Origin of the sequence: Arachidicoccus ginsenosidivorans (genome assembly GCF_007971385.1) — a bacterium.
GTDB lineage: Bacteria > Bacteroidota > Bacteroidia > Chitinophagales > Chitinophagaceae > Arachidicoccus > Arachidicoccus ginsenosidivorans.
Map to the genome: position 1 here is coordinate 3,345,304 of NZ_CP042434.1, position 22,828 is coordinate 3,368,131.

A 22,828-nucleotide genomic window follows, 5' to 3' on the forward strand; every position below is an offset into this window, starting at 1 on the left:
GCTGCATATAACACTGCTCTGTTTGTAAGTCTTATACCTCATCATTTATTTTCTTCCTGAAATACCTTTTTCCAGAGCTCAGGGATGCGTTTTACCCATACCAACTCTCTTCTTTTGTACCCGGCCTCTTCGGCTGGATAACCAAAATAGGTCTTGCCACCTTTTAAAGAAGAAGGTACACCACTTTGTGCCAGCACAGTTGCATTTTGGCCGATGGTCAGGGTTTTACTCACGCCCACCTGGCCCCAAAGCGTAACCCCGTCCTCTATTTTAGTAGCCCCGGCAATACCCACCTGGGCAGCAAATAAACAGTTACGACCAACTTCAGTATCATGGCCAATATGCACCAGATTGTCAATTTTGGTTCCCTGACCGATCCGGGTAGCATCTGTAACTCCTCGGTCGATCGTACAATTTGCACCAATTTCTACGTCATCTTCGATGATCACCTGACCGCAGCTTTGCATTTTACGATACCAGGTTGGCTCAGTTTTACGGGTGTTATAATAAAAAGCATCGCTGCCGATAACAGTACCAGATTGGATGACAACACGGTTGCCAATTTGTGTATAATCACTGATTGTCGTGTTGGGATAGATCAGGCAATCGTCGCCAATAATCACATTTTTACCAATGAATACACCTGGGCTGATAATGGTATTAACGCCGATGACTGCACTGGGATCAATCATTGCGGCAGCGGCAGTAAATGGTCTGAAGTGTTGCACGATTTTCAGATAGGCTTCAAAAGGTTCTGCAGTATAAAGCAGGACTTTACCTTCAGGTTTTTTAACTGTTTTGTCATTAATAATTATATGGCTAGCGAGGCTACTGAGGCAATTGTCATAATATTTGGGATGGTCAACAAAAACAATGTCCCCTGTTTTGACTTTGTGTAATTCATTTATACCGCTGGCTTTTAAATCTGCGTCACCGTTCAGCTCGGCGTTGATTAATTCAGCGATCCATTTTGCGCTTACAGGTTGTGGAAACTCCATGGTCGAATCAGGATTAAGTGGTTTTAATTATTTGAGGCCAAAATTACGATAGCTGGCTAATTTATTGCCAATAAGTTTGTTATTTCTTGGTCTGATTTAGACTGACCAGACTAAGGTACATCTAAGACATAAAAAATCCAGTGCTGTCGGGTCGAAGATTTAAATAAATGCACTGACAAAATGTGAAAAATGGATCGTCAAAAAAAGGAAAATCTGATCAGGATTTGGAAGTAATGCACAATTCAAAAGACAATTGTGCATAAAAAAATAGGGAAATTATTTTGCATTAGCCAAAAGTAGTTTTAATATTGTGTACGGAAATTATTTTTTCGTGCTTACTAACACATTTTTATCTATATCCCGCCTCGTGCGGGATATTTTTTATTCCTCTGAAACCCACGTCATACTTATCTTCTGGAATAGTTTATATCTTACCAGTAAAGCAGCATCCGTATTTTCTTTTACAAAACGACCATTAAAACATCCATCGTTTTTTAATAAAAAAGGGGATAATTGGATGTTTTCTTTAAAATTAACACGTCCAAAACTGAACCATTTGTAGATCGCTTCCTTGGCGCACCATAAGGTGGTATACAGAGATAATGGATTTTGCTTTTCCTGCCTTATAAAATCCAGCTCCTTATTACTTAAAAACTTATGTTGAATACGCAGGATTTTTGAATCAAAGATTTCAATGTCAATACCTACTCTTTTTGTTTTGCTGAGAATCGCTGCGGCGTAATCGCCGCAGTGAGAGATGGAAAAGTGGTATTTATCATCTCTTAGATACGGCTTTTTACTATCGGCTATCGCAATTTCACCAATCGGGAAATCGGGCGCCAAAAAGGCAAGCAGGTACCTGCCAGCCAGGTGTTGTTTTCTTTTATGGGGATGTTGGATGACTTTGCTTAAAGGTACTTTGGCCAGGAAGAAATCTTCCTGTTCTGTTATCTGCCAAATGGCTAACCGGATATCTTCTGCGGGGGTGTCGTGATAAAACAAAGGCATATAAACTGCGGGTTTCTTTAAAAATGTTGGATAAGCTATATATTTGCAAATATAATCTTAAACCACAAGGCATTCATGATATTATCGGATAAAAGGATTTTAGAAGAAATGGACAAAGGGACAATCAAGATATTACCTTTTGTACGTGAACAACTGGGCAGTAATAGTTATGATGTACATTTAGGCAGCACACTGGCAATGTACAAAGACCTGGAACTCGATGCCAAAAGGCATAATGAAATCGAATTTTTTGAGATTCCTGAGGAAGGCTTTTTGCTGCAACCCGATAGATTTTACCTTGGAGTGACCCAGGAATATACTGAAACACATGAACACGTGCCGTTTTTAGAAGGGAAATCCTCTACTGGTCGGTTAGGTATTGATATTCATGCAACAGCAGGGAAGGGCGATGTAGGGTTTTGTGGTAACTGGACCCTTGAAATCTCCTGCAAACAGCCTGTCAGGGTTTATAAGTTTATGCCAATCGGTCAATTAATTTATTTTCCGGTCGAAGGAGAGATTGAGATTAAATACAACCAGAAGAAAAATGCAAAATACAGTGGCCAGCCTAATAAGCCGGTTGAGAGTATGATGTGGAAGAATTCCTTTTAACCTGTACGGTCAGCTTAGCCCTTTTTGGATATTTTCTGATACACTGAATAGCGATTGTTAGTTTACTGCGTTGCACATTTAATTTGCGGCTTGTATTTGGCTGCTACCTACTCGAGAATGCTTTATTTTTGACCAAAACACCTTGTTTATGTGAGGGGTTAACTTAATTTAACCTAATCTTTCCATGTTTCTACCGAAAGAGGCTTGTTTTAGCCCTCAGAGATAGACCTTTGCTTAAACTTAAGTGAACTGCTCAAGTCGAATTTTATTTAAAATATAGCTCAAAAATATTATGCGTTTCAGAATTGTCGTAAGTATTATCGCCGGATTTCTGTTAATAGGCCAAGCGAATGCTCAGTCGGGTTCTGGCAATGGGAAAATATCCGGTCAGATCGTAGACACGATCTCCAACAATGTCAATAGGGCGACGATTTCCTTATTAAAGGCGGCCGATACAGCCAGTATCAAAAGAACCCTGTCCGATAGTACCGGACGCTTTAGCTTTAGCAATCTTGATCTGACAACCTACATTATGCGCATATCCTTTCAGGGATATGATGTCGTGGATCGGTACGTATCGCTCAGTAAGCAAAATCCGGATCTAAATGTTGGAGAGATCACCTTACAACAGACACTCAATGAACTAGGTACGGTTGTGGTAACGGCCATTGTGCCAGTTACCTTAAAAGGAGATACTACCGAGTTTAATGCGGATGCATTTGGGACCAAACCCAATGCAACCGTAGAGGATCTCTTAAAGAAACTGCCTGGTGTGGAAGTGAGTAAGGATGGTTCTATTCAGAGCCAGGGAGAAGCCGTCTCCAGGGTTTTCGTAGATGGGAAAAGATTTTTCGGCAATGATCCGAAACTGGCTACGCAGAATCTGCCAAAAGATGTTGTAGATAAAATTCAGGTATTTGATGGCAAAAGTGATCAGGCAGAATTTAGTGGTTTTGATGATGGAAATACGATTAAAACCATTAATATCGTCACCAAGAAGGATAAAAGAAAAGGTTCTTTTGGCCGTTCTTCCGCCGGAATCGGTAATGATGACGCCGAATTTAAAAACGGGCTTTATAATATCAATGCTCGCCTGTTTCGTATGGATGGGGATAAAAGGATCGGTTTCTTAGGTAATTTTAATAATGTCAATCAACAGATGTTTACCAGGGGAGACGGTGGTGATAATAATGGTCTGAATAAAACCCTTTCAGCCGGTATTAATTACAGAGATCAATTTTCTAAGAAAACAGAATTTTCAGGTAGTTATTTTTATAATAAAATCCATCAGGAAAAAGACAGCAAATCATTTAATCAGAACTTGTTTAGCGAGGATACTTCCCAGTTAACCAACAGAAATAGCCTGGGAATTACAGATAATCAGAATCACCGGTTTAACCTGAATCTGGAAACGAACTTTGATTCTAGTAACAGATTAAGAATCCGTCCTAATATTAATATTCGTAGAGGGAACAGCAATAGCACATCTTCCAGTCAGATTGCGCAGTTGATTGACGGTGATACCTCCAATATCAGCCGTTCTAACTCCAGAAATACCAGCACCTCCAATAGCTATGATGCGTCTGTGGGAACTACTTATAGCCACGCCTTTAAAAAGAAAGGCCGTACGATCTCTCTGGATGTTGATCTCTCTGCCAATCGTAATGAAAACGAAGGGACTAATTTTGCGGATATCTATACCTATGAGAATGATAGAGATAGCTTGACCAATCAACGGTATTCTTCTGTGAATGAAAACAAATCGATCAATACAACCCTCTCTTATACAGAACCTATTGCAAAATTCCAGATGTTGCAATTAGAGATCGGCAACTCCTATAGTAAAACCAATTCTGATCGAAAGACTTATAATTATGACAGTACAACCGGTGGATTTACCGAAGCGAATCAGGATCTGACGAACTTATATGAGAACACTTATCAGTCCAATAGGGCAACGCTGAGCTATATGTATAATAATGGTAGCTTAAACTTCAGCGCCGGTACAGGCGTACAACTGGGGCATTTGAAGAGCGATAATATCTCCAAAGATATTCACCTGTCCCAGGATTATGTCAATATGTATCCAACCGCCTCTCTATCTTATAAATTCTCTAATACGAGGAGGTTGCGTTTTAATTACCGTGGACGTACCAGCCAACCAAGTGTAACCCAGTTACAACCAGTTGTAGATAACTCCAATCAGTTGCATATCACCAGCGGTAATCCTGATCTGAAACAGGAATTTGGGCATAACTTTATGTTACGCTATACTAATTTTGACAGGGAAAACAACAAGACCTTCTTTGCCACCATCAGTGCTGATATCACCCAACACAATATTGTTAATGCCATTTATAGACTATCGAATGGCGGAGATTCTACCGTACCGATCAATATGAATGGGTTTTATAATGTCAGCGGTTATCTGAACTGGGGATTCCCGATCAATACACCAAAATCTAATCTTAACTTGTCTACACGCATATCCAATCAGCGTAAAGCCAGTTTAATTAATGATGTGCATAGTTATACCTATACAACGACACTTAGTCAACGTATCGGCTGGACCACAAACCTGAGTGAAGATGTTGATATTGATTTCTCAACGGATCCGACCTACAACTTTGCCAGTTATACCGTTAGTAATAATCAAGACGGTAACTATTACTCCCAGTCTATTGGGTTTGACGGAACCTGGTATTCTAAATCCGGCTGGGAAATCGGCTCTGACTTTAATTATAGATTTTATGCAGGATTGCCTGCGGGGCAAAATACATCCATCCCTATTTGGAATGCAGGGATCACAAAACACCTTTTTAAAGATCAGGCCGGTGAGTTGAAACTCTCCGTTAACGATATATTAAATCAGAACAAAGGCATTAATTTTACCAGAACAGATAATATTATCGGTTGGTCCCAAAGTAACGTCTTGAAACGTTATTTTATGCTAACCTTTACCTATAACCTGCGTAAATTCGGTGGTAAGCGTATGCGTCAGGGACCCGGTGGAAATCGTCCTCCAAGAGGTGATTTTGGCGGCGGTAGAGGTGGTTTCGGTGGCGGTCGTGGCGGCGGCGGTGGAAGAGGGGGATTTTAACCCTTTGGTGAAGTAGCACACAAAATACAAGTCGGATTTTAGGTCCGATTTAGCTCTGTAAAATGGATAATTAGTGTAAAAGTTTCCACAACCTTCACTAAGGGCACATATAAGTACTAAAAAAAACAGGGGATTATATAAAATAACGGGTTGGCGGCAGTTAAATTAATGGACTGCTTAGCCTGCCCGTTTTTAAATTGTAGTCAAAGGGTAGTGCAATTTGAATCCAAATCCGTTATAAAACAGCTTTTGCAGGCACATTGGCTGCAAAATCCTTGGTTAATCCTCGAAAAAATTAATTTTACACCTGCGTGATTTATTGAAAATTGCCGTTTATTTGGCCGTGGCATGTATATTGCGCCAGATTATAAAAGGCGGTAATTACACTCGCCAGCATCTTTAAAAAAAATATTATGTGGGAAGAAAAAAACAATCAATTATGTAGAATATTCACCTTTAAGGATTTTAGTGAAGCATTTGCATTTATGACTCGGGTGGCGCTAATCGCGGAGAAACTAAATCATCACCCAAATTGGTCAAATACCTGGAATACAGTGGATATCAAATTAAGTACTCATGACGCCGGCGATATTGTCACAGATAAGGATAGAGCACTGGCTAAAGCTATTGATAAGCTGGTGGCTTAATGTTTATTACGGGCCCTATTGGCTTAATATTTGGAACATCAACTGCTGCTTTTATCTGGGCTTATAACAATCCCGATCAGGTTAAAGATATAAGGATTCCCATAGGTTCGCCATTTTTAAGGGTAACAATAGTTATTACCCAGACCAATCGACAAAATCAATAGTTGGGGGAAAGTCTCCTCAGCATGGCTCAAAAAATCACAATGACGCTTTGGATAAAAGAGTTGAGAAGTTGAACAATGGAGATGCAACAGAATTCCGAAAAAATCAACAGCAGGTAGATAAGAACGGCAATAAAGTGGGGAAAATTAGGCCCAATATTCAATATAACTACAAGGATGGCGTTCATCACAATGAAGAATTTGATCATAAAAAATCCAATAGTCAGAAATACGAAAAACAATAAGGAAGAACGACCCCAATTCTGTTATTCGTACGACAATTTTGGAAAAAATATTAAAAATAATGCAATAAATTATGATTTTAGATAAGTTTACGTATTTAACGCTAACGGTCATTGACAAAGATGTTCAGGCTTGCCAAAAAATGATTGATAAGATATCAAATGATGGCCCCGTCCAGGAATATAGAATATCAATCCGCAGGATTGATCCAGACAAAATATACATTGGAGAACCAGAATACAATGGGGTAAGGAAGTATTTAATATGGGAACCAAAAAATCTACCCAATAAAACTGCTTTTATTGCAAATTTAATAGATGGATATTCCAGTTTGATATACCGCTTGTGTGAAAGAAATTCCCTATCTGCAATCTCTGTTTCATTCACCAACATTAAATACAGCAAGGATGATTTACCTGCATTCTATCTGACTTATCGTGATTATTCGAACAATAAAGAGACTGAAAGGGTAGTTTATGCCATTAAAGAAACACATAGGTGGGTTTATTATGCCGTTGGGGAAGTGCAGCCATTTGAAGATACAACCAATTATGAAAATCGAATTAAGCCTAAGCGGATTAACAAGCCTGTTCTATTAAGTTATTTGAAGAAATTGAATATCGATATAGAAGATGATCAGTTCTGGGATTCAAAGGACGGAAAAGGAGTGTATTTCGAACGACTTCAACGCAAATAACTTCCAAATTTCTACATTAGGACTATTATTTTATTTGATGTGAGTTTCGGGCAGTATAGGGGACTGCCTTCAGCAACCAGCAAGTTAATTACAGCGTCAGCAACCTGAGCTATGATCAGAATGGTAATATTAAGACCATGAACCAGTATGGGCTTAAAAACAGTGGCAATTCGGCTATAATCGATCAGTTAGCCTATAGTTATCAGTCAAATAGTAATAAGCTGATCAAAGTAACAGGTAATGTTCCTTCAGACAGTCAGGATCAGCTGGGGGATTTTCAGGATGGGTCTAACCTGGCGCTGGAGTATACCTATGACGGAAATGGTAATATGAGCAGTGATGCCAATAAAAAGATTTCATTAATAGGGTATAACTATTTAAATTTACCTGACGTTATCAGGATCAGTGGTAAGGGCAGCATCTACTATAGCTATGATGCATCGGGCAGTAAACTAAGGAAACGGGTTGTGGACTCCACAACATTGCCTGCTAAAGTGACCACAACCCTATATGTTGGCAATGCGGTTTATACCAAGGATACGTTACAGTTCTTTTCAACAGGGGAAGGCAGGGCAAGACCAGATGCCAATAGACAGCGCTGGGTATAATTATTTCTTGAGGGATCAGCTGGGTAATCCCCGTATGGTGATTACGGAAGATTATAATGTAGCTAGTCCGATAATGGAGGTGAATAGTTATTATCCATTTGGGTTGCAGCAAAACGGGATAGGATTAATCGCCGCAGGCACTCTGCATAATTACAAGAACACATTCAGAAGCAGGAGCTCAATGAGTTTTTGGGCGTGGATATGTATGAGTTCAAATACCGTATGGGTGATCCCCCAAATTGGTAGATTTTGGCAGGTTGATCCGTTGGCTGATAAATATACGTATAATAGCACTTATGCCTTTAGTGAAAATAAGATAATAAACGCAATTGAATTAGAAGGCCTTGAATCCAAGGATGTAAAAAAAAGAATTGCACTTACTCCAGGTGCGGCAACAACCACAATTTCAGGGGAAGAAAGAATACAAAAATAAAACCAAAAAGGATCAGCCAAGAAATAGCAAGAACTAATAAAGAACAAATGGTTGATCCAAATACAGGTAAAGTTTTGAATGAAGATGAAACAGACATTGGTCATAAACCTGGTGAAGAATGGAATGTAAGGAAGGTGATGCACAAAAAAAAGGGAAGCACGCGACAGCAGGTTATCGAGGAAGAAAACAATTCTGATTTATATCAATTAGAAGATAGAAACGAAATAGAAGGCCATAAATATGAAGAAAAAAGAAAATAAAAAATTATCAGATCAAACTATTAAAGCAATATTGGGCAATGATTTGAACTATATTGATAATTGGCAGAACGGAGAGACAATTGATTACCAAGATGGAGACAAACGAAGCGCAATTTTTTATGCTGTACTTAGTAAATCAGTTGAAATGGTCGCGCAATTATTAAAGAGTAATCCTATCCTTGACATCAAGGATAATAAAGGGTGGTCTCCATTACATTATGCAGCTCAAAATTATCTTATTAACACAGCTGCATTGCTACTCGAGCATGGGGCTGAAATTGAAATTAAAGATTGTTATGGAAATACACCATTATGGCGAGCTGTATTCGAATCCAAGGGAAAGGGTGAAATGATTAAATTATTGCTTGTTTATGGAGCAGATGTTAACAATAGAAATGATTCGGGAATAAGTCCTTTGGAATTGGCAAATACGATAGCTAATTACAATATTAAACAGTTCTTTTAAAATCGAGTAAGGAGTACTTTACTACTTATCCTTGATCAATATGATTTATAACAATAAACTATTTCTGAAATTTTATATTACACTCTATTTGGAATCAAATAATAATGATAGGCAATACAAACGACTCACCATCTACTTCCCCCATGTACCGTATATGAATTTGGATGATTCAACTGCAGTTTGTTTGGAAAGGTCCAATTAAGGATATATTTATTTCAGACAACTTGAAAGGGTTAACTATTTCAAACCAATGTCGTTTAATATAAAATATAGCTCTGAGCCAGGATATCGGATTTATAAGGAATGTGCAGTAATTCGAGATGCGAGCCAAAATCTAAAGTCTTTGACCTGCAAAATTACACTTACAGTTTTGCTATGAGACTGGTAAATGTAAAAGACTTTGCGCTTTCATAGTTACCTGCAGATTGCCAGTACATCTACGCATCCCCATGCTATTACTCCGAGTCAGATTATGGCCAGCAGTACTCAAGTCAGTACCAAAGGTCTGGTTACCTGGACCAAGACCAGGATTTTGGATAGTATTGCCACCGCATATATTACTACCTGCCAGATTTATGATAATAAGGGCCGGATCATCCAGACTAAGCAGTCTAATATCACCGGAGGTGTAAATGTTTTGTATCAATCAGCATGTTATACATCAGGCCCATCATAAGGAATGACCAACACCGGGATTTTAGCATGACGCACCAGGTATTCTGCGGTACTTCCCAAAAGCAAATGAGCAAGACCTTTTCTGCCATGCGTACCGACAACCAGGATCTCCGCCTGCCAGTCCTTTAATTTACGCAGAATTTCTTCTCTGGGTAGCCCTTCGGTGAGTATTTCCTGCACCTGTCCTTCCATCGTTCTGGGAACAAACTTCTCCATTATGTGCCGGATATTTTTTCTAGCTTGCTCCTCCAAAAATGTACCTGTTTGAATAGGCTTTACTTCCAAATCCGTTGGGATGATTTCCTGACTTCTGTCAATGACAGAAAATAAGGCAACGGGTATCTGTAACGTGGTTGCGAGTTCCAGACCATGTTTAGCTGCGTTTTCTGAACATGGACTGCCATCCACTGCAATCAACATCTTTTTAAAGACCATAGGCATATCCGTGCAATTTAAGGTGAATATTAGGTGGACGCAAGGCTGATTAGGACTAGGTCCCCATTTCCTAAGAAAATTTACTGCAAATTCTGCTCCAAATTCTGCCAAAAAAAATTGCTGCAAATTGAGCTGGACTATTGTCTTACTTAATTTGCAGCAACATAACTCATTTTTGCTTCATTCAGCATCGATATTTGCGCATTTTAGCTACCAATAAAATTGCCCTATTGCCCCATTTCTTTGATAATTATCCCTCTTAATAGCAGCCCTGAATGATTAAATTTTAACCTTATTGGCCCTGCATTTGAACTGGCTCCTAAGCCGATATTTATAGGTTTGCTAATGGTAAAATGCTTGTTTTGGGGGCTACCAGGTTCCTGTTGAGTTCCGAGACCGAGATCGAGGTCTAATTGACCCACTTTGGTTGTTCCCTGTAGAATATCAATATGTGCCGTTGTATCAGCGTTTTCTTTTGTTTGTCCTATTGCATAATCCAGTTGCAACCTATACTTTCCTGCATCGGCAATTTGCAGGCTATAAGACAGCCATTCGCCGTCTTGGATGGAAAATACATATGGTTTGCCAGTTGTGGAATCAATCCGAATATCTACGCCGTCATTACGGTACTGATGCCCTTTATTGCCATCTGTGTGTACGCCTGGTGTATATTGATAACGTGCTGTATCTTTATCCAGATACCCGTATCCATTGCCACCTAAATCATAATCCGCTGCGAGTATATAACAGGGACGTTTTCCCAGTGCGTAGGGGGCAAAAGGAGCAGTCGCCGGATGTTGTACACTTTGGAACATAGAATAGATTACATCTCTATGGATAATATTATGACCAATCTGAATGTTTTTGAGCCATTCACTTAAAATTTCTTTACCAGTAGCTGAGTCGGGTTTAGGTCCTTTGCCGGCGCTGTATCTAATAAAAGCCTGGTAATTTTTAGGTGTTTTGATCTCCAGCGGATTATTTAGTCCCATTTTTTTCCAGGGCCACCAACTCCAGCCAATCTGATTGTCTTCCATAAGTCTAATGCAATGGGTGTACCAGTTGTTGGAGTTTTCTCCAGATTCGCCCAGCCAGATGGGGGCATGCAGTTTTTCTCTGAGGTCTAAAAAATACTGGATAGACTTTTGGGTATTAAAATTACCATATTTATGGAAACTAAGCACGATATTGTTATCCCACAAACTATCCAATCCGTGATAATTGTTGGCAAATCCATTGCCTTCCAGTATCACCATATGACGCTTATCAAGACGCCGGATGGCCAGCGTAATTCTTTTCAGCAGATCCCATAAAGGCTGGTTTTTTTGTTCTCGAGTGCCCCTGGTATCAGTACTGTCCGTAAAACCCCAGTTGGTCTCATTGAGCAGGTCATAACCGCCAATATAAGGCGCGTCTTTATAACGTTCGGCTAATTTTTCCCAGAGTGCCACTGTTTTGTCCTGATTGGCTTTTGATTGCCAAAGAGAAGGCAATTGAGGGTCGCGGTCACTGATAGGCAAATCACCTCCTTGTCCACCTGGGGCAGCATGTAAATCGAGTATCAGATAGATATGCGCCTGAGTACACCAGGAAAGTAATGAATCCACCAATGTAAATCCCTCAGGTAGCCAGGTATTTTGACCAGCTACTGGTTCCTTTTGAATGGGTAGTGTAAAGAGATTGTAATGCATGGGCAACCGGATAGCGTTAAAACCCCAGGCAGCCATAGAATCTATATCTGCCTTTTGGATAAACTTATGATGCCAGTCTTTATAAAACTTTTCCGTATTAGCAGCACCGACTATATCCTGAATTTTCTCTCTAATCTTTGTTTGCGTACCCAAAAAACCAACATGAAACATATAACCTTCCTGCAACATATAGCCGCCCAATCCAACACCTCTTATAATAAAATTGGTATTAGTCCCATCCGTAATTTGTGTCCCGGCTACTTTTAAAAACTGGGCTTCAGATTTAGTGGCGAAAGAAAAGGTAAGGGTCACCGGCGCTAGTAATAACAAGGTTGTCTTTAGTAAAGATTTGTACAGGCTTCTTAATGGGTTTAAAAGCCGCACAACAGCGCTATAATTAGGCGCATGTGAATCCGTATCAAAATAAGTCATAGTAGGAGATTTGCTTATTATTTTAATTTATTATCCAAAAGGAGATATCTATAAATCTATAAATGCATATTTGTGTTATTGGTAAACCCTTACGTAATCCACCAGCATGGTGGCCGGGAATACATTATTATCTATACCATGCTTTCCGCCCCAGTCTCCACCGACCGCAATATTTAAAATCAAGTGGAATGGATTATCATAAGGCCAGCTTTTGTAACCAGGCACTCCATGTTCATTGGCAAAGCTGAAAACCTTATGGTCATCCAGGAAAAATGTGATTTTTTCAGGGGTCCATTCCAGGGCATATGTGTGGAAGCGTGAATAAAGTGTTGAATCAAAAATACCTTTTGATTTTTGCGTTCCTTTTACATGGTTGTACTTCTCAGTGTGGATGGTAAAAAATACAGAATCCGGATTGTATCCCACATTTTCCATCAGGTCAATCTCCCCGCTGGCAGGCCATCCACCATAGCTAAACCGGTCAGGCAATAACCAAATGGCAGGCCACAGGCCGCGTCCGGGGGGAAGCTTTGCCCGGACTTCCAGCCTGCCAAACAAAAAGCCCTTTTTCTGCACCATACGCACACTGCTATAGCCTTTGGGCTGATTCGCATCTTTTTGCGCGACAATATGCAAGAGTCCGGATTTTATAAAGACATTATTACGATCGCCGTCTGTATAATTTTCAAGTTCATGATTGCCCCATCCATGGCTACCTGTGTCGTATTTCCAGAAATTTCTGTCAGGTGCACCACCTTGATTGAACTCATCAGAGAAGACCAATTTTTTGTGACCATAGATTTTTGCATGTCTGGCCGCTCTGGCAGCCACTAGCTCAGGTTTATTTGTGGTAATGGCATCAAATTCATTGGCCAATAACCAATCTATGGTCAATGTGTCGTCTACCGTCCAGGCATTGAGCATAATTGATTTGTCTTTTGCCTCCCTGATCCAATCCGGATGTTTTTGAAAAACGCTGTAGTGATAATCTGCACCACTGATGCCGTCTGCTTTTAAGGTAGCCGGCGATTTATCGCCATTCAGGTACTGCGTAATGGCGTTGGGATACTGCCTGTGAATCTCCCTTAACACTTCATAATCAAAGCTGATAAAAATAATTTTCTGGATAGCTTTGAACTGGCTGACCATGCCTAATATAGCCTTTGTCGTTTGGATGGCCCTGGCCTTACTCACAACTGAAGGCTTGATTTCCAAAACGGGGGTAGTGTGACTACCATTAATGAGCGCAGCACTTAAATATTGCCTGAGCGTAGGCAGGTGCTCGCCATTTTTAAGGGGCGTTCCCATTAACTGTTGGTACGTACTTTTTTCAATGGTCAATCCATTGAAAGTCGGATCGTGATTTACTACCAGGGAATCATCGATTGTGCGTTGCACATCAAATTCACTGCCCATACAACCAAGACTGATGGCTTTTTGAAGTGAGGCGATGGAGTTTTCCGGTAGTCCTGTTTTTTTCCAGGCGCCTCTATGGGCCACTACATGGGTGTAAATGCCCCGAGTATTGTCAACTGCAGATTGCCCGCTTGCCTGCAAGGGGGCAATCTGAACAGCGACTGCAAGTAGCAGTAGGCTAATGGACAGGAGCCGGGGTAGGAGTGCTTTTTGTTTCATGCTTGATAGCTTTAGTTTACACTAAATTATAAGATCGCTTTGCAATTACCAAACTAGTGTCGCCACTGCACCACTACTGAGTGAAATGGGCGCCACTTTTCCATTAAAAGAAAGATTAAAACTGCGCTTTTGATCCGTGGTATTGACAAGGATACAAACTTTTTGGCCGGCAGGCGTAAGGAAAGCCACATTTGGAACACCTTGGATTTCGTTGGAACCAATCCTTAAAGAGCCGGCAGGCACAAACCTCGAGGCGTGCGCAATAATATAATAGGATGGGTTCCTGCTAATTAATGTACGCTCTATGGTGAGCGCACCCAGACACGTTGTGCAGCCTCCGGGGTATGGGGACCCAAATTAGGGTCAATGGCCAGATTCCATTCCAACACATTGCGACTCCAGTTTCTGGTGGCACCAATAATCAGTTGGCTAATGTGCCAACGCATATCCCCGGCAAATGAACCGTTATCGGGGGTGTATTGTTCTGTGAAATAAATGTTTTTTTGCGGGAAGCTATTATGTACGGCTGATAAGGCCGTAATCTTTCCATTATACAAATGAAAAGCAGACCCGTCCACATAAGCTGCTGCCGCCGGATCCTTTAATATCGTTAAAGGGTAGTCCGGCCTGTCTGCATTGTGATCATAGATCTGAATTTTAGTAGTAAGTCGAGCCTTTTTAAAAGCGGGCCCCAGATTATTTTTAATAAAATCCCGTTGATCTTCAGCTGTCATATACATGCTGGGATTATTTTTAGGATTTAAAGGTTCATTTTGCGGGGTAATCGCATCGATCCTAATCCCTTCTTTTTGCATGGCTTTAATATACCGCACAAAATACCGGGCATAACTTTCAAAATATTCTGGTAGTAGACTACCGCCCTTGGAGCTATCATTTGTTTTCATCCAACTAGGTGCGGACCAGGGAGACCCTAATATCTTAATCGAAGCATTGATGGCAAGGATTTGTTTTAACAGGGGGACCAAATGGATTTTTGCTTTAGCAATTGAAAAATGGGATAAATTTTTATCCGTCTTTCCAGCTGGTCTATCATCGTAACTATAAGCGCTGTCACTAAGATCTGAAGCGCCAATAGAGATTCTAAGGTAGCTAATGCCAATGGCGTCTCCCTTAAGTCCAAATAGTTCTTCCAATAAAGCTTTCCTGTCTGAGGGTGCCATGGCCTCAATCAGGCTTGCGCTGCCATCTGTCAGGCAGAAACCAAACCCGTCTATGGTCTGATACTTAGTGGCTGTATCTATGTTTATCTGATCCAGGGAACTGTTTGTTGAGGGATCCCTAAAAGCAATTTTAGGCTGTTTTGCGAGTAAACTCGTTTGATCCATGGTTGTCAGGTATGGCTGCAATGAATCCGCAGTTACGCCCGTCTTGCTGACGCAATCAGCAAGACGGTTTTTGCCAAAAGCTGTCAGCGATGAAAACATAAGCATCGCTACAAGCATTAATAACGCCCGCCCAAAGATTTTTTTTCGTTGCATAAATTTAAAAGTTGGCTCGGTTTAGAAAAGAGGGGTTTAGCTTAAGTGTTGAAAAGGGTGGCTGTTTTTAATTTCAACCTTCAAACAAACCACCCATTTTTTTTTGATCACCTACAGTAATACAGTGCTCAGGCTATGTGCCCTGGCTTTCGCTGCTGCCCACTGGCCATTTAACCAAAAATGAAAGCTAATATCTTTGTCTGTTTGGTTAAATACCACTGAGGCCAGTGTGCCATCAGGATTAATAAATGAGCTCACCTGCAGGTCAGAGCGGTTGGTGGTGCTGCTAATTCTTCTGGCGCCTTTATGGATAAATTTAGAGAACTGACCTATATACCAGAAGGCGTTTGTGAAATGCAGTTCTTTTTGCGGGATATTGGCAATTATGGGAGCGAAGCAGAAATTGCCAACGTGATTGGGACCTCCGGTTTGATCCAGTAAAATATTCCAGTCACAATAAGCAGTTATACCGTTATTTAGATCATGCAGTATATTATCTGCATATCTTTCTCCGAGCGCCCAGTCATTAATTTTACTATAATCAAACTTTTCCTGACAGCCTTCCGTAAACAGTAAATGGGTATTTGGAAAGGCGGCCTGCACTTTTTGAACGTTTTCATACAAAGGTTTTGTGCCCGACCAGGTTTCATACCAGTGCAGTCCAAGTCCCCAGATATACTTTGCTGCCTCGGGGTCATTTAATAATACACTGGCTCTTTGCGGCAACAGATCTCTGTTATGATCCCAGGCAATTAGTTTTATATCCTGATACCCATTTTTATGTAGTGCAGGTCCAAGGCCGTTTTTTATAAAATCCCTTTCCTGCTCAGCGGTATAAATGCAGGATTCCCAGGTTTGGTTGGCCATAGGCTCATTTTGAACAGAAATACCCCAAAGGTCAATGCCTTCCTTATGATAGGCCTGGATGAACTTGATTAAATAATCGGCCCACAATCCGTAATATTTGGTCAATAAATGCCCGCCATGCAGGATATTATGATTGTCTTTCATCCAGGCAGGTGGTGTCCAGGGGCTGGCAAAAAGATTGAAATCTTTGCCCACCTTGGCCATGGCCCGTTTGATGAGTGGTATTTTGAACTTTTGGTCATGCGCTACACTAAATGAGGAAAGTGTGGTATCGTTTTCTGCAACATACATATAACTGGCACTGGAAAAATCGCAACTGCCAATATTCGTTCGACCAAAATTGTAACCAATCCCCTCATTCGGATCATAATAAGCATTAATTACACTATCCTGCAGATTTTCTGGAAGTTTAGCCAGGGTTTCCGCGGAAGCGTCCGTCAGTGCCCCGCCAAATCCGATGATTTGCTGAAACTGATGACTGGGATCCAAAAAAACACAAATATCGGTTTCAAGGGGCTGGTCTTTCGCTTCCCACCTTAAGGTATCTGTGGGCGTAATCCTAAGGGCTGTATTTTTGGCTGTCGTATACTGCAGTGGGGCCTGCTTTTGATGATAGGTAATGGTTGTCAGAGAATCTCCCTGAGCCCTCCCACTGTTTTTTGAAAAGTTTTGTCCGGGATTGCCAGGCTGGCAGCCGGCCATGAGTAGGAGAGTCATGACCGTACTGGCTGCGCCGGCTATCAGGTTAATACTTCGATGTGAAAATTGCATTTTTTGGGACGCTTGCATAAATGTGAAAATGATTTTTAATCCTTTAAAATATCCAATAAATGGATCTGGTTATTTTTTAAAATATCTTAAAGGCTTTTAAATGTTTATATAATTAAAAAGAGAGTTGTTAAAAATTTTTAGGTAAAGTTTGCGTTTTTAACCCCTGCTTCCAAACAATACACCCCTACATTACCTCTACATAAAAAAATGCTTTTATTGAAAATCAATTAGTTACTACCCAACTAGCGGAATGCTTTAGAATTTTTAAACATTTTTAAAGCAAAATCCTCAATTTTAACCGGTGAATCCCCCAATAATTAATAAAGGTTTAAAAAGACAAATAATCCGGTTTATAAGACAGGTTCCTCGTCTGCGCTTTGGACTATTACTTTTATTGCCATGCCTATTCGTAATGGCTGTTAATGGGCAACAAACCAATTCTGCCACCATCGGACTTCCAGGCGTGGTACATTTTACAGAAAAAGATTTTGAGGCCGGTGTACAAAACTGGATGATCACCCAAGATAGTCTGGGCGTAATTTATTTTGCCAATACGGAGGGGTTGCTAACTTATAATGGTAATGACTGGCATTTATTTCCTTTGCCTAATAAAACGCTGGTCAGGTCCTTGGTGATTGGTAATAGGGGACGTGTCTTTACGGGAGGTCAAGATGAGATTGGTTATTATTTTCCGGGTGCAGACGGCATGTTGGCCTACCATTCTTTGAAAGATTATTTGCCCAAAAGTCAACAGAGTTTTGCCGATGTCTGGAATGCCGGGATTACCGGTGGAAGGGTTTATTTTAGATGTACAGACCGAATTATAGCCATCGATACGGCGCTGGAAAAAAGAAAATCAGTGGTTTATCCCGCACCCAGTGAATGGATTTATATGGCCTGCGTAGGTCAAGGGGTCATTGCCCAGGACAGAAAACAGGGCTTATTGATGTATCGACAGGGAAAGTGGAAAGTACTTGTGCCAACTGCATTTAATAATCAAGTAATTACCGCTATCCTGCCAGCACCATCAGGTGGTTATCTGATTACGACCCTAAAGCATGGTATTTATTATTTGCAGGGAACAAATTTAAAACCCATTGCTTTACCACCCGCGATTGCAGCAGCGCACATCTATGCAGCCACGAGCATTAAAGGTAGCGAGCAGGATTTTGCCTTTGGAACCACCTCAGCAGGTGTATATATTATCCATTTGACAGCTGAAAATATTAATAATACGAATAAAGAACCGCGTGATAAACCCTACAGCGCTAGTGACATAACAACCTTAAATATTAACCAGCACTATCCAATTGCCACTGTGACCAGGCATTTTAATAGCGATTCCCGGCTGCAAAACAACAATGTACTCAGTTTGTTTGTGGATCAGGAACAAAATCTATGGTTAGGGTTGGACAAAGGCATTGATCTGGTGGATTATAATTCTTTTATCCAAACAATCAGTCCCGTATATAACACCCCATCCGCTTGTTATACTGCCCTCATATATAAAGATCAATTGGTTATCGGCACCTCCGACGGGTTATATAAGGCACCACTTAGTTTGCCCATCTCCAGTGATTTAAGTTTTAGCAGGGGGCATTTTACAAAAGTGGGAGGGAGTTCAGGACAAGTCTGGGGACTTTATAGCACAGGTGATCACCTGTTAATGGGTCATAATGAAGGATTGTTTCAGGCGGATGGGGATCAGGTCAGGCCTGTTTATAAACAAGAAGGCGTCTGGCTTTTTCAGGCAGTGCCCGGAGCTAGCAAGAAGAGCGGTCCCTGGATCACAGGCAATTATGCCGGTATGGAATTATTGAAAGATTCCATGGGCCGGATTGTAGATGCAGGTCGTGTCCCTGGAAGCCCCTTTGAATCCCTCAGGTTTATGGCTATGGATACGACGCATCATATCATTTTTGCCTCTCACCCATATAGAGGCGTTTACGGATTGCAGATGACGCCTGATATGAAAAAGGTCGTTTCAGTCAGACTTTACACGCAAAAAGATGGATTGCCCGGTACATTAAATAATTATGTTTACACCTTAGGGGACGATATTGTATTTTGTACCGATGACGGTTTGTATAAATATGACACAGAAAGAGATCGTTTTTTCCCCGACACGACTTACGCAAAGGTTTTTAGCCATATGTCCATTCGACTGGTTAAGCAGGATGCGCGAGGTCGGATCTGGTTTGTGAGTCATAAAAAGCTGGGGGTTGTACTTCCTGGAAAAGGAATCCGGTATTTTCCAGAAGTGACAGGCAAGTTGATTTCTGGATTTGAATTTATTCTGCCTGTCAATGATAAAAATATTTTTGTCGGCTCCAATGATGGCCTAATCCATATCAATATCGATAAATACCAGGCGGGGCAAGCCATGGTACAATTATTACTGACCAAAGTCACGGCCATTGCCTCACATAAGGATTCTACTTTGTTTAACGGGTATTTTTCAATGGATGATCAGGTCGTTAAAAATCAACCTGAAGACATGATCAGACGGCTGCCCGCCAGGTATAATTCATTTCACTTTGCCTTTACAGCCACTTCTTATCGGCCACCAAGAGAGTTTGAATATAGTTTTCAATTGGTTGGATTTGATAATGGCTGGAGCGCATGGTCAGCTAAAAAGGAGAAAGATTATACCAATTTGCCTTATGGAAGCTATACTTTTATGGTCAAGGCAAGAGATCGTTTTGGTATGGATTCAAAGGTGATGCATTATCAAATAGTCATCCTGCCGCATTGGTATCAGACCACACTTGCTTTTCTGGTTTATACCTTGCTGTTTTTTGCAGCCCTGATTTATGGAAGGCATCTGTTACTTAAAAAATTTGAGGCCCAGCGCGTAAAATTTGAAAAAGAGGAACAAAAACTGCGGTATTTACATCAATTAGAAATTGAACACAGCGAACGGGAGATCATCCAGCTCCAGAAAGAAAAACTGGAGGCGGAAGTTGCCTTTAAGAATCAGGAACTGGCTTCCACGACCATGCATTTGTTTAAAAGAGGTAAACTCCTCTCAAAACTAAAAGAAGAGCTGACGGGCGCTATTAAGAAACTGCCGGATAATCAACGCCATGCTGATTTTGCCAAACTGGTTAAAATGCTCACGGAAGCAGAAAAACAGGACGCTGACTGGGAACAGTTTGCCATCCACTTTGATGAAGTGCACAATAATTTTCTGGCCAATATGAAGGCAGCCTATCCTGAACTTACCTCGGCTGATTTGAAAATCTGTGCCTATATCAAAATGAATTTATCCTCCAAAGAAATGGCCCAGCTATTAAATATCTCATTAAAAGGCGTGGAGGTTGCCAGATATCGGCTGCGCAAAAAACTTGGTATTCCCAGCGCACAGACGAGTCTGTATGATTTTTTGACACAGGCCAGTGGAGAGCCGATCGGTGAAAGAGGCCAAGGAAGTGGTGACCACCAATTGGATCTGGATGTTTAAAGGCCAGGGCAGGACCCGCACGCCCTTTGCTGGTCTTTATTAAACAGGAATGTTCAGCACCAGGCCGTCATAGGCCAGGTGCACATGCGGGGGCAACTGTTTGGATATCTCTGCATGTAAGCCCATCTGATGACTGACATGAGTAAGATACGCTTCTGGAATTTCTAAACTTTCAATGAGTGCCAACGCTTCACTGAGCGTAAAATGGGAGATATGTTTTTCCTTTCTGAGCGCATTTAAAACCAGTACCTTACTGCCTTTAATTAATTCAAGTTCAGGCGCATCGATTTTATTGGCATCCGTAATATAAGTAAAGTCGCCAATTCTGAAGCCCACTACTTCGAGTTTGTGATGCCATACCCGGATAGGCGTTACCCGGATACCCTCCACTTCAAAAGGGTCCGATTCTATATTGTTTAAGACAATTTGTGGGATACCCGGATATTTGAACTCGGCAAATGCATAATAAAATTCGCGGATCAATTCTTTTGGGTAGCCTTGGTGGCAAAGACCTGCATTGGCTTTTGCTGGAAATAATTATAGGCCCTGATGTCATCCAGGCCTGCGATATGATCCTTGTGTGCGTGTGTAAATAATACGGCATCCAGCCGGTCATTTTGCGCACGCAGCATCTGAGAGCGAAAATCCGGCGTGGTATCAATGACAATGGTTTTATCCTGAAATCGGATAAGAATACTGCTGCGCAGTCTTTTATCTTTACTGTCTTTAGAACTACAGACCTCACAGTGACAAGCGATCATGGGCACACCGCTGCTGGTCCCGGTACCTAAAAATGTTATCTCCAATAAAGACTGTTCTTGCCCTTGATTAGGCTTATTTGTTTCCAATTTTGATATTTAATTTTATAATACTCACTGATCCCGCATGGCCAGAATACTGTCAACGATATAAACAGAGTGTCCGCGCCAAGGCAGTCTGCCATGATATTCTCTATAATGGAGATCAAAGACCTTACCACTGTTTCTTTCTAATTGATGAAAGACAGCACTGTCATCCACTGAAAAAGCAAACTCATAACTCTGAAAGCTGCCACTCTTTTGCGCACCAAAGCCTTGCTGGATGAGTTTACCTTCATAGGTTTTAAATAAATTGCCCTTATAGACAGCATAATTGAGCACGCCGGATTTTACACCGGTAGCAAAGACATAATAATATTTAAAATAAACAAAAAGACCTGTGGACAGGATCAGAATAGTGATGAAGATCGTCAGGAACTTTTTCATGTGTAAGGTTTTTAACGCTGCATTACAGCAGCAATTTACGGCATATTGCTGGATTTTTTATGCAATTTGTTGCGATAAGTAACCTGAGAACAGGAAAACCGGTTATTTCTTAAACTGGTTTAATGGATTTTCTCCTCCAGGGATGTACATTTGAATACATCAATCGTCCAGGTCCATGAAATTAATCGTTCTTTTTGCCCGTCTGGCAGTAGCGCTGGGCTTTTTGTCTGCGGTAGCAGACCGGTTCGGTCTGTGGGGCGCGCCCGGCTCCCCAAACGTTGCTTGGGGGAGCTTTGGTAACTTTGCAAACTATACGCAGCAGCTGCTCTATTTTGCCGGTCAAAAAACAAGTACTGTTTTAGCAATGATCGCTACTATACTGGAGACAGTCCTGGGGCTTTTACTCCTGCTTGGACTTTGGACAAAAAAGGCAGCTATACTATCCGGCTGCTTGCTTTGTTTATTCGCCTTGGCTATGACCTTTGCCCTTGGCATAAAGGCCCCTTTTGATTATAGTGTCTGGTCTGGCGCTGGTACCTGTTTTTTGTTAGCGGTCGTACTTTCAAAACCAGCGGCACAGGTAAATAGCCTTAGTGTGGACGCCTATTTGTCCAGATCAAAAAGAAAGTAAGCGAATAAAAAAAATGGCCGATTAGTAAGTGTTTTTTGAGGCGTACACAAACCAACTACCTTAAAAACAATATTTAGGTAATTTGCCCGATATTTGTAACCTAGTCACCAGCTATTTAAAGAAGTGAAGTTTGCTTTCATTGAATTTAAATAAATAATAGCAGCAGTGCTTCTTGTAGTCAAAGGAGTGGCTCATTTTTTTGTGTTTTTAATTGATCCGGCAAAAAATTGCTGGTAAACCATAAATATTTTA

General features: G+C 41.0%; 21 protein-coding genes and 1 pseudogene. 12 read left to right on the forward strand and 10 right to left on the reverse strand.

Annotated elements, in window-relative coordinates:
• Nucleotides 1-41: 41 nt before the first annotated feature.
• Nucleotides 42-998 (reverse strand): UDP-3-O-(3-hydroxymyristoyl)glucosamine N-acyltransferase, encoded by a 957-nt coding sequence (locus tag FSB73_RS13365; protein WP_146783065.1) that lies wholly within the window; start codon nucleotides 996-998, stop codon nucleotides 42-44.
• Between the two features lie 381 nt (nucleotides 999-1,379).
• A complete protein-coding gene (locus FSB73_RS13370; protein WP_146783068.1) occupies nucleotides 1,380-2,006 on the reverse strand; it encodes a 4'-phosphopantetheinyl transferase family protein in 627 nt (208 codons plus the stop codon).
• Nucleotides 2,007-2,081: 75 nt separating this feature from the next.
• Here FSB73_RS13370 and dcd point away from each other — a divergent pair, with 75 nt between their 5' ends.
• The 10 genes from dcd to FSB73_RS13420 all read left to right on the forward strand — a co-directional run bounded on the left by dcd (nucleotide 2,082) and on the right by FSB73_RS13420 (nucleotide 9,909).
• Nucleotides 2,082-2,618, forward strand: coding sequence for a dCTP deaminase (dcd, locus tag FSB73_RS13375; RefSeq protein ID WP_146783071.1), 537 nt, complete (start codon nucleotides 2,082-2,084; stop codon nucleotides 2,616-2,618).
• Nucleotides 2,619-2,910: 292 nt separating this feature from the next.
• Nucleotides 2,911-5,718: an outer membrane beta-barrel protein gene (locus FSB73_RS13380; protein ID WP_146783074.1), complete on the forward strand. Its 2,808-nt coding sequence runs from the start codon at nucleotides 2,911-2,913 to the stop codon at nucleotides 5,716-5,718.
• Between the two features lie 413 nt (nucleotides 5,719-6,131).
• Nucleotides 6,132-6,365: a 4a-hydroxytetrahydrobiopterin dehydratase gene (locus FSB73_RS13385; protein ID WP_146783077.1), complete on the forward strand. Its 234-nt coding sequence runs from the start codon at nucleotides 6,132-6,134 to the stop codon at nucleotides 6,363-6,365.
• 211 nt (nucleotides 6,366-6,576) lie between these two features.
• Nucleotides 6,577-6,771: a hypothetical protein gene (locus FSB73_RS13390; RefSeq protein ID WP_146783080.1), complete on the forward strand. Its 195-nt coding sequence runs from the start codon at nucleotides 6,577-6,579 to the stop codon at nucleotides 6,769-6,771.
• Nucleotides 6,772-6,842: 71 nt separating this feature from the next.
• Nucleotides 6,843-7,466, forward strand: coding sequence for a hypothetical protein (locus tag FSB73_RS13395; RefSeq protein ID WP_146783083.1), 624 nt, complete (start codon nucleotides 6,843-6,845; stop codon nucleotides 7,464-7,466).
• 137 nt (nucleotides 7,467-7,603) lie between these two features.
• Nucleotides 7,604-8,074, forward strand: a complete 471-nt coding sequence (locus FSB73_RS13400) for a hypothetical protein (RefSeq protein WP_146783086.1) — start codon at nucleotides 7,604-7,606, stop codon at nucleotides 8,072-8,074.
• A gap of 7 nt (nucleotides 8,075-8,081) precedes the next feature.
• Nucleotides 8,082-8,507: a hypothetical protein gene (locus FSB73_RS13405; RefSeq protein WP_146783089.1), complete on the forward strand. Its 426-nt coding sequence runs from the start codon at nucleotides 8,082-8,084 to the stop codon at nucleotides 8,505-8,507.
• 47 nt (nucleotides 8,508-8,554) lie between these two features.
• The gene (locus FSB73_RS13410; RefSeq protein ID WP_146783092.1) at nucleotides 8,555-8,767 is read left to right on the forward strand and encodes a GH-E family nuclease; all 213 of its coding nucleotides are present in this window, start codon (nucleotides 8,555-8,557) and stop codon (nucleotides 8,765-8,767) included.
• Nucleotides 8,748-9,233: an ankyrin repeat domain-containing protein gene (locus FSB73_RS13415; protein WP_146783095.1), complete on the forward strand. Its 486-nt coding sequence runs from the start codon at nucleotides 8,748-8,750 to the stop codon at nucleotides 9,231-9,233. Before FSB73_RS13410 ends, FSB73_RS13415 begins: the two co-directional genes overlap by 20 nt.
• A gap of 400 nt (nucleotides 9,234-9,633) precedes the next feature.
• Complete coding sequence (locus FSB73_RS13420; RefSeq protein ID WP_146783098.1) at nucleotides 9,634-9,909, forward strand: hypothetical protein; 276 nt, start codon at nucleotides 9,634-9,636, stop codon at nucleotides 9,907-9,909.
• Here the strand turns inward: FSB73_RS13420 and FSB73_RS13425 are convergent.
• The 6 genes from FSB73_RS13425 to FSB73_RS13445 all read right to left on the reverse strand — a co-directional run bounded on the left by FSB73_RS13425 (nucleotide 9,888) and on the right by FSB73_RS13445 (nucleotide 17,256).
• A complete protein-coding gene (locus FSB73_RS13425) occupies nucleotides 9,888-10,349 on the reverse strand; it encodes a universal stress protein (RefSeq protein WP_146783100.1) in 462 nt (153 codons plus the stop codon). The two genes, FSB73_RS13420 and FSB73_RS13425, sit on opposite strands and share 22 nt — an antisense overlap.
• 221 nt (nucleotides 10,350-10,570) lie before the next feature.
• Nucleotides 10,571-12,466 (reverse strand): cellulase family glycosylhydrolase, encoded by a 1,896-nt coding sequence (locus tag FSB73_RS13430; RefSeq protein ID WP_146783103.1) that lies wholly within the window; start codon nucleotides 12,464-12,466, stop codon nucleotides 10,571-10,573.
• A 75-nt stretch (nucleotides 12,467-12,541) separates the two neighbouring features.
• Nucleotides 12,542-14,101: a glycerophosphodiester phosphodiesterase family protein gene (locus FSB73_RS13435; protein WP_146783106.1), complete on the reverse strand. Its 1,560-nt coding sequence runs from the start codon at nucleotides 14,099-14,101 to the stop codon at nucleotides 12,542-12,544.
• Between the two features lie 45 nt (nucleotides 14,102-14,146).
• A complete protein-coding gene (locus FSB73_RS25010; RefSeq protein WP_262712329.1) occupies nucleotides 14,147-14,290 on the reverse strand; it encodes a glycoside hydrolase family 30 beta sandwich domain-containing protein in 144 nt (47 codons plus the stop codon).
• A gap of 113 nt (nucleotides 14,291-14,403) precedes the next feature.
• Nucleotides 14,404-15,600, reverse strand: coding sequence for a glycoside hydrolase family 30 protein (locus tag FSB73_RS13440; RefSeq protein WP_225973996.1), 1,197 nt, complete (start codon nucleotides 15,598-15,600; stop codon nucleotides 14,404-14,406).
• A gap of 111 nt (nucleotides 15,601-15,711) precedes the next feature.
• A complete protein-coding gene (locus FSB73_RS13445) occupies nucleotides 15,712-17,256 on the reverse strand; it encodes a glycoside hydrolase family 30 protein (protein ID WP_225973997.1) in 1,545 nt (514 codons plus the stop codon).
• A 283-nt stretch (nucleotides 17,257-17,539) separates the two neighbouring features.
• Here FSB73_RS13445 and FSB73_RS13450 point away from each other — a divergent pair, with 283 nt between their 5' ends.
• Nucleotides 17,540-20,701 (forward strand): triple tyrosine motif-containing protein, encoded by a 3,162-nt coding sequence (locus tag FSB73_RS13450; RefSeq protein ID WP_158639548.1) that lies wholly within the window; start codon nucleotides 17,540-17,542, stop codon nucleotides 20,699-20,701.
• Between the two features lie 39 nt (nucleotides 20,702-20,740).
• Here FSB73_RS13450 and FSB73_RS27630 read toward each other — a convergent pair.
• Nucleotides 20,741-21,462, reverse strand: a pseudogene (locus FSB73_RS27630) (MBL fold metallo-hydrolase).
• Nucleotides 21,463-21,573: 111 nt separating this feature from the next.
• Nucleotides 21,574-21,945, reverse strand: a complete 372-nt coding sequence (locus FSB73_RS13460; RefSeq protein ID WP_146783111.1) for a hypothetical protein — start codon at nucleotides 21,943-21,945, stop codon at nucleotides 21,574-21,576.
• Nucleotides 21,946-22,120: 175 nt separating this feature from the next.
• Here FSB73_RS13460 and FSB73_RS13465 point away from each other — a divergent pair, with 175 nt between their 5' ends.
• Entirely contained in the window at nucleotides 22,121-22,576 is a 456-nt protein-coding gene (locus FSB73_RS13465) for a DoxX family membrane protein (protein ID WP_146783114.1), read from the forward strand.
• Nucleotides 22,577-22,828 lie beyond the last annotated feature (252 nt).